The sequence below is a fragment of the Oceanisphaera sp. genome (assembly GCF_052084945.1).
Classification (GTDB): Bacteria; Pseudomonadota; Gammaproteobacteria; order Enterobacterales; family Aeromonadaceae; genus Oceanimonas.
The window spans coordinates 1-8,248 of the sequence record NZ_JBQDEX010000116.1 but is presented as its reverse complement, the minus strand read 5'-3'; the positions used below and the strand labels follow the sequence as shown (position 1 = coordinate 8,248).

General features: G+C 44.7%; 7 protein-coding genes. 4 read left to right on the top strand and 3 right to left on the bottom strand.

The window, feature by feature from the left end:
• Together ACTHY5_RS10130 and ACTHY5_RS10125 are read left to right on the top strand one after the other, a co-directional pair.
• Positions 1 to 272: endonuclease/exonuclease/phosphatase family protein (locus ACTHY5_RS10130; RefSeq protein WP_441879277.1), on the top strand; the 272-nt coding region annotated here is incomplete at its 5' end.
• 320 nt (positions 273 to 592) lie between these two features.
• Entirely contained in the window at positions 593 to 2,836 is a 2,244-nt protein-coding gene (locus ACTHY5_RS10125; RefSeq protein ID WP_441879275.1) for a putative bifunctional diguanylate cyclase/phosphodiesterase, read from the top strand.
• A 5-nt stretch (positions 2,837 to 2,841) separates the two neighbouring features.
• Here ACTHY5_RS10125 and ACTHY5_RS10120 read toward each other — a convergent pair whose 3' ends face one another.
• The 3 genes from ACTHY5_RS10120 to ACTHY5_RS10110 form a co-directional block, all read right to left on the bottom strand.
• Entirely contained in the window at positions 2,842 to 4,089 is a 1,248-nt protein-coding gene (locus ACTHY5_RS10120) for a glycosyltransferase (protein WP_441879273.1), read from the bottom strand.
• 176 nt (positions 4,090 to 4,265) lie between these two features.
• Positions 4,266 to 5,735 carry a mannose-1-phosphate guanylyltransferase/mannose-6-phosphate isomerase gene (locus tag ACTHY5_RS10115; protein WP_441879271.1) on the bottom strand — a complete coding sequence of 490 codons (1,470 nt, stop codon included), beginning with the start codon at positions 5,733 to 5,735 and terminating at the stop codon, positions 4,266 to 4,268.
• 69 nt (positions 5,736 to 5,804) lie between these two features.
• On the bottom strand, positions 5,805 to 6,500 hold the full coding sequence (locus ACTHY5_RS10110; protein ID WP_441879269.1) for a pseudouridine synthase: 696 nt from the start codon (positions 6,498 to 6,500) through the stop codon (positions 5,805 to 5,807).
• Between the two features lie 613 nt (positions 6,501 to 7,113).
• Between ACTHY5_RS10110 and ACTHY5_RS10105 the strand changes: the two genes are divergently transcribed.
• A complete protein-coding gene (locus ACTHY5_RS10105) occupies positions 7,114 to 7,419 on the top strand; it encodes a hypothetical protein (RefSeq protein WP_441879267.1) in 306 nt (101 codons plus the stop codon).
• A gap of 100 nt (positions 7,420 to 7,519) precedes the next feature.
• On the top strand, positions 7,520 to 8,248 hold a 729-nt coding region (locus ACTHY5_RS10100; protein WP_441879265.1), incomplete at its 3' end, for a porin.

Below are 8,248 nucleotides of genomic sequence, written 5' to 3'. Positions count from 1 at the left end.
TAAGGCAAATACTATTACAGCATAAAGGGCCCCTTATAGTGGCAGGAGACTTTAATGTTTGGAGCCGTTCGCGCCGTTTATATTTAGCACAGTTTTGCCGTGCTATGGGGCTTAAAAAAGCAGTGATGGAAGATGCCAAATACATTAAAACCTATCGTAACCAGCCATTAGATTTTATTTTTTATCGAGATCTAAAGCTGCGTTCTGCTATTGCCATTAATACGCCCACGGTTTCGGATCACAATCCCATCTATGCCCAGTTTTCGCGCTAAGTATAAAAAGGCGCAATTTTTTAAATCATGAGTACATAAAAAAGTGGTCATTGTGCTACTAGTAATGGTAAAAATACCCTAAAGCGTTGGTATAGTCGGTGAGGTTTAGTGCCAGCAAAGTGACGCTGAGCGTGATTTGCTCTATGTTGTTATTGAGCGTGATACGGATAATTTAGCAGATTGCGAATGTTAAATTTAAGCTTGATCTAGAGCAAGCCTAGCAGTGGGTAAGCATGTTTATATGCTCGGCTGTTTGTTCATCTTTTTAGCGTACTGTGTAACGCACTATCTATGCGTAGCGAACTTAAAGGCGATTATTTTTGATTATCCAGTTTGTGGAACACTCTGTGTTGCTGTTGGCTCTATGCTGGCTGATTACGCTTAATATTCGTTGCTGGGAGCGTAATAATAGCGCAGCTAAGCTGATAGCTGGCGTTTTATTTGGCCTTGCGTGTGTTGTTGGCATGGTGATTGCGATTAAGTTTGGTAGCGGCTGGGTGTTTGATGCACGCAGTGTCGTACTAAGCGTCGCAGCCTTTGTGAGTGGCCCTCTTGTTGCGGTAGTTGCAGGCCTTATTGCCGCCAGCTACCGGATTTGGATAGGGGGGGCCGGTATGGTAGGTGGGCTGTTTGTTATTATCATCTCAATACTATTCGGCCTACTTTATCGCTACCTCTATCAAAAAGGTAAGGTAGGCAATGGACTAATCTCACTGTTTTGTTTTGGCTTATTGGTACACCTCAGCTTACTTGGGCACTTTGTCTTGTTGTCGCAAGCAAGCGAAGTCGCGTTACGAGCAGGGGTGGCCATGCTATTGGTGATGCCACTAACCACTGTCTGCTTAGGATGGATCTTAGAAGATATTAAACGCCGTAATCATAATGAACGAGAACTACAAATTGCTGCCACTGCTTTTGAAGTAAGGCAAGTGATGATGGTGGCGGATAAACGTCATCGTATTTTAAGGGTAAACCAGACCTTCACGGACATTGCTGGCTATCAGGCTAAAGAGGTAGTGGGGAAAAATACCAGCATATTTCACTCGGGCCGTAATGGCGCTGCTTTTTATAAGCAAATGCAGCAGCAGTTAGCAACTGACGGGCGTTGGCAGGGAGAAATATGGAGCCGACGTAAAAATGGTGATGTTTATCCGGCATGGCTATCAACCAGCGCAGTGCGTGACGCTCAAGGAAAGATCACGCATTATGTGTCATCAATGGAAGATATGAGTGAGCGTAAAGCCGCTGAAGCACGCATTCATCACTTAGCCTCGTTTGATGCGCTAACCGGTTTACCTAATCGTAGTTTGCTGCTTGATCGAATACAGCAAGCGATTGATTTAACAGAAAATGATCCGCGTTATGCTTGTTTGTTATTTATTGATTTAGATGGTTTCAAAAGCATCAATGACCTGTATGGCCATGAGACAGGCGATCAGGTATTGCTAGAAGCGGCAAAACGACTCAATAACATACTGTATTCTAATGACACATTGGCCCGTTTAGGTGCCGATGAGTTTGTTATTATGACCGAGAACATCAGTGTTGCTCACCAATCGGCGTTGGTATGGGCAGAGCAATATGCCGTGCGAGTTAATCAATTACTGAGCAAGCCTTATCAGATAGCCGCTAATAAATTATATAGTAGCGCCAGTATCGGGATTATTTTATTTAAAGATGCGAGCAGCTCGAGTAATGAGCTGATACAACATGCAGAAATTGCGATGCATCAAGCCAAGGCGTCGGGCAAGCAGAGTATACGTTTTTTTGACCCCACCATGCAGGAGGAAGTCAATGCTCGGCTGTTGCTTGAAGACGATATTCGCCGTGGCTTACAGGCGCAAGAGTTTATCCCCTATTTTCAGCCTCAGTTAAATACCGCTGGGCAAGTAACAGGGGCAGAAGTGTTAGCGCGCTGGCAGCATGCAGAGCATGGCGTGTTGGCACCCAGTTATTTTATTGAGGTGGCAGAACAGGCTGAGTTAATTGAGCAAATTGATTTACAGATGTTGCGCCAAGCTTGCTTTCAACTGGCATTGTGGCAACAGAGCCCAGCCATGTGCACCCTGCGCCTAGCGGTTAATGTAAGTGCACGCTTACTCTATAGATCTGACTTTGTAACAGTAATACTACAGTTTTTAGCAGAGTCGGGTGCTAACCCGCATCAATTAAAGTTAGAGCTCACAGAAACTATTTTGCTTGATGATATGACCACAGCGATAGCACGCATGCAAGTGTTAAAAGAGCGAGGTATTCGCTTCTCAATCGATGATTTTGGTACTGGCTATTCATCTTTAGCTTATTTACAAAAGCTACCCCTTAATCAGTTAAAAATTGATCAATCTTTTGTGCGTGGTTTGCTAGAGGGTGAGAGTAGTGTTGCTATTATTAAGGCTATTTGCGCATTGGCAGACAACCTTGATTTAGAGGTGATCGCTGAAGGAGTAGAAACTGAAGCGCAATATCAAAAGCTCCTTAGCTTAAACTGCTATCACTTTCAGGGGTATTTGTTTGGTCGACCCATGGCACTGGCGGAGTTTGAAGACTGGCTCAGCCAGCGATAAGGCCTCTACTCGTTTGAGAGTGAAGTTTTAGATTGTAAATTTTTAGCTGCAATCCATTGTGACATGTACTTGGTGCTCATCATGCTGTGATGGCGCAGCATACTGCCGGTAAAATTCATTAAGCGGTGCTCATCAAGCTGATTTGTTATTTGCTCAATATGGCAAATTAACGCCATACCTAAGGTGGCGCCATGATAGCGCTGTTGCAATAATTCGGTGCCCTCTTGTTGTGCTTGTTGCCAGCGGGCTTGATCTTGATATAAGGCCACGGCGGCATCGGCCAGTGCTTGAGGGCCTTGTGCAATCGCGCCTGGCCAAGGTTGCTCGCCGTGCATGCCCTCACTACCAATGGGGGTGGTGACGCTGGGCGTTTGCATAATCATGGCATCTAATAATTTGCCTTTAATGCCAGCGCCAAAGCGCAAGGGCGCCAAGCAGATTCGTGCTTGCTCCATCACAGTAAAAGCATTATCAGCCCAGCCTTTAATTAAAAAGCCCGTATTAGGGTTATGCAGTGCGGTGGCTTTGGGTGGCGGGTAAGAGCCATAAATATGTAGCTCGGCTTGGGGAAGTTGTTTGCGGATCAGCGGCCAAATGTGTTGTAAATACAGTACGGCATCCCAGTTTGGGGCGTGGCGAAAGTTACCTATGGTCATAAAGTGCTGGCGCTGGTTAAAGCCTGCGGTGCTGGTAGGTAAGCTGGCTAAATCGACCATAAAGGGCAGATGATGTAGCAGGCGCGAGTCGACCTTAAAGGTGTCTTGCAACAGCTGCATTTCTACATCAGAAATAATCAGTGACAGATCACAGCGCAAAATAGCGGCAATTTCACGTTTGGCAATGTCGCTAAATAAATCGGCCATGCTCATGGCGCGCTCAGCTTTATGGGCCTGATGCCGCGCGTGACGTAAACACTGTAAGTCTTCGGTATCGAGTATTTTCAATGCCTTGGGGCAGTGCTTTTCTACTCGCCAGCCAAATTGCTCTTCCATCATAAAACGATCGAACATCACGACATCGGGCGCTAAGTTAGCGATATAAGCATCAAAGCTGTCGCAGTTTAAGGTGATCGCTTGGCTGCTAATGCCCTCGGCGTTTAAGTCAATCATGTGCTCGGTTGGCTGGGCGGGGGTGGCAAACTCCACCTGCCAACCTTGTTGTTTATAAAGCCGCAATATCGACAGCATATGACTGCCCGCCGCCGAGGAGTTAGGTTCGGGCCAGACATAGCCAATCACCAATACTGTTTTCATGAATAACCTTCTTTATTTAATGACTAACGCTGTTGCCACGCAACCCACAGAATCTACAGAAAAAAATAATGAGCAGCTCTGAAAGGGATCTTAATGATAAAAGCTGAGACTAGACCAAAGCAAAAGTAATCAACAACAAGAGTGAGGTTGACGCTGTTAGTTGGTTAGCTGAACGCCTAGGGCTGGTTACTGACAGCGGTATGTGCTCGACCATAATTATCTGCAAAACGCTCTATGTCGTCTTCACCTAAATAGTCACCGGTTTGCACTTCTATTAATTCTAATGGGGTTGACCCGGCGTTTGCGAGCGCATGTAATTCGCCCACCGGAATATACACCGACTGATTTTTGGTGACCAGACTTACCTGTTCACCTTGAGTCACGCTAGCTGTGCCGCTAACCACCACCCAGTGCTCGGCGCGATGTTGATGCTTTTGCAAGGATAAACGCCCCCCCACATTAACGGTAATGCGCTTTACTTGATAATGCTCGCCACTGCCGATGGCATCAAATTTACCCCAGGGGCGATGGCATTCGCGGTGCTGAATATGTTCGGTACGACCGTCGGCTGCTAATTGTGCTACCAGTTGTTTTATCTCTTGCTCATGATCTTGATGGGCGACCAGTACGGCGTCTTTCGTCTCTATAATAATCACATCTTGCACGCCTAACGCCGCCACTAAACGATGTTCGGCCATAATCAAGCTTTGGCTTACCTCTTTTATGATCACATCACCGCGCAGGGTATTACCTTGGCTATCGGGGTTGAGTTGTTGCGCGAGGGCCGACCAAGAGCCGACATCACTCCAGTTGCTATTGAGTTCAACCATAGCCGCCTGGTGGGTGTGTTCCATTATGCCGTAATCAATAGAGATATTAGGACAGGCAAGAAAGGCGTCTTTATTAAGACGAATAAAGTCGAGGTCGCGTTCACTCTGGGCTAAAGCGGCTTCACAGGCGGCTAAGACTTGGGGCTGAAAATGCACTAATTCTTGCAGGTAATCTTTGGCGTTAAACATAAAAATGCCGCTGTTCCAATAATATTGGCCACTTGCCACATAATGATTGGCTGTGTCTTGGTCAGGTTTTTCTACAAATTGTGTCACCTCAAACCCGGCGGTGTTGGCAATGGCTTGGCCGCACTGCACATAACCATAACCGGTTTCGCCATGAGTGGGTTTAATGCCAAAGGTGACCAGCTTGCCCGCTTTTGCTAACGGCAGGGCGGCGGTAATGGCCGCCTGAAAAGCCGGCGTATCTTCAATAGTATGGTCGGCGGGCAAGGCTAATATAATGGCATCTGCATCTTCTGCTTTATTCGGAACTGGAGTGCAGGCTATTTGTTGTTCGGCATATAAGGCGGCCAACGCGAGCGCAGGTGCTGTGTTGCGCCCCTCTGGCTCTAGCATGATTTGCGCGTTTATATTCGGTAATTGGCGTACTTGCTCGGCCGCTAAAAAGCGGTGTTCTTCATTGCAAATTAGCAGCGGTGTTTGTGTTGCTAGTCCTTCTAACCGAGTCAGAGTGTTTTGCAATAGCGAAGAATGCGGCGTGAGCAGAGGTAAAAACTGCTTAGGGTGTTGCTGGCGAGACAAGGGCCATAAACGAGTGCCATGTCCTCCTGCCATAATTACTGGAAATAACATACTGAAACTCTTTTACGTTAAATAACAGAATATAGGGCCAACACCACGGTTGGGCCGCTTGCTGACAGCTTACGGCTTAACGCTATCATTGTTGATTTCATTTTGCGTTAAATCGCGCCATTTTCCCACCGGCACATCTAAGCCTATTCCTGCAATTTGCTCGCGATGTAAACCGACGACTTTATTACTGACGGCGGCAAACATACGCTTTACTTGATGAAAGCGCCCCTCCGTTAGCGTTAATAGTACTTCTTTGGCGCTAATTTGCTGTAATTTAGCCGGCAGTGTGGGCTTAGCCTCTCCTTGTAAGATGAGCCCTTGGCTAAAGATATCTATTGTGCTGGCGGCCAGTGTGTTTCTTAGCTTAACGCGATAGGTTTTGTTACAGCGATAATCGGGATGGGTGAGTCGATAAGACCAACGGCCATCATCGGTTAATAGCACCAGCCCTGTGGTGTCGGCATCGAGCCTGCCGACTAAGTGCAATGTTTCAGCCTGTGGAATATCAAGCCCGTTAAAAATAGACGGGTAGACACCGTCTTTATGTGAACACAAAGTGCCTGCGGGTTTGTGATACATAAGGTAGCGAGGGGGCCGCATAAATAATGTTTTTCCCTCTAGGATAATGCTGTTATTTTCATGTACCTGCTGGGTCGCATCTGTGATCACCTTATGGTTAACGCTCACATAGCCGGCCTTGATCTTGGCGTGAGCCTGCTGGCCATCTAATGAGGTACTGCGGCAAATAAACTTATCGAGGCGCATAGTTAGCTCAAGAGTTAAAAAGTCATTATCGCATAGCCCTCAACGACTGCTAAGCAGATGAATATACAATAGGTATCACCTAAAGACTGCAATAGGGTAAGTTCGCTTAATGCAACATAAATGCATGGTTATTGGTGGTTTGTTAGGAGAATTAGCTATTATTGTCTTTATGTAAAACTATATGCAATGTGGGGCGATCTTCTTATCTATTGCACATTAGTCGTGATTTAAAGGAGCTTTCCCTTACTTTTAGCACAAATAATCGACTATTTGAGGTTAATAAAGTTAAATTAATAGTCAGGATTTAAATTTTTTAAATGTTTTATAGCAGAATAAATCTCTTTCTTGCCTTCTGGGTCAGGATTCTTGTGCTGCACAAATCCTCCTGTGCCTTGCTTACTCACTACTGAGAGTGATTGTGTCGCAAATTATGGTCGATTTTACGTTTTGTATACAAACAAAATATTTATTGTGTGCAAGCTTTTTGGGGAGTAATCTTTCTCTCGTTCCAGTGACTTGATATATACGTTAAGCGCAAAGAACAACCGATATATTGTAAAATTAAATACCCGATATAAAATATAAAATATAAAATATAAAAAGGTAAATAATAATGAATAAATCAAAATGGATTGTTTCTGCAGCCGCCCTTGTTCTTGCCGCTTCTGCTAATGCAGGTTTTGGTGGCAACCACTCATATAACCATAACTACAACAATGGTTATACTAATGTTGAAGTAAGTAAAGATGTTACTGCAGGAAAAAATGGTTCAGTAAACTTTACTAAAACAATTACTAAAGCTAATGGCCAAACTGTTACCATTAATAAAAAAGTACAACGTGGCCAGAATGGTAGCGTTACCGTTAATAAAAACGTTAATGGCCGCCAGCATTCTTATACTCGTAACTTTAATCGTTAATACCTAGCAGTTTATTGCTGCTAGCTAATAGTTAATGATTAAGTTTAAAGGGCACTATTATGGTGCCCTTTTCTGTATGTCTGTTTATAAGAATGTCTATATGAAAGCATTTTCTTTATTGTTGCTGCTCTTCAGCTCTTCGGCAATGGCTCTCACTTTTACTACTGATGATCAGCAAAGTGCACTGGTTGTTAATGGTAAGTTTAAGTACCAATTGGGCGCACTGAATTATCAATGGCTGGATGCCAGTCAAGCGCAAGCCATAGGAGGTAATGATCAGTTTTCTATCAGTATAACTGGGGCGCACCGGCTAAATGAAAGCGTGACGCTGATTGGTGAGATGGGCTGGGATATTCTTTCTGACTCTGTGGTGGGAGATCAACTCTATGCCGATCAGGCTTGGTTAGGGATACGGTTTAATGAAACATTAGAGGTAACAGTAGGCCGCAGTGAGAGACCCTTTACCCAAGTGACCGATATGACGGATGTGTTTAATATATTTGGTGGCAAAGGGTATTGGTTTCAAGACGCTACTTTAGATGACCAATTAAAAATCAGCTATTACAATCATAACGCTGATATTAGAGTGGCTTATGCTGTTAATGATAACAATAAACAAAGTCATAATGTAGGCACTAAAGCGCAATATGGTTTTTCTGCGGGCTACCAGTATGATAATGGGCTGGGCCTAGTACTGGCCTATGAAAACAAAATATCAGCAGTATCACAAAGTGATATTGAGTCTATGGCGTTCGGCCTTAATTATAGTGATCCTACAGGTATTTATTTTGGCCTAACTGTAGGGCAAACTCATGATCAGCATATATAC

Coding starts and splice junctions, on each gene's coding strand:
- ACTHY5_RS10120 (WP_441879273.1), bottom strand. CDS start 4,089: ATGAAAACAGTATTGGTGATTGGCTATGTCTGGCCCGAACCTAACTCC.
- ACTHY5_RS10115 (WP_441879271.1), bottom strand. CDS start 5,735: ATGTTATTTCCAGTAATTATGGCAGGAGGACATGGCACTCGTTTATGG.
- ACTHY5_RS10110 (WP_441879269.1), bottom strand. CDS start 6,500: ATGCGCCTCGATAAGTTTATTTGCCGCAGTACCTCATTAGATGGCCAG.
- ACTHY5_RS10105 (WP_441879267.1), top strand. CDS start 7,114: ATGAATAAATCAAAATGGATTGTTTCTGCAGCCGCCCTTGTTCTTGCC.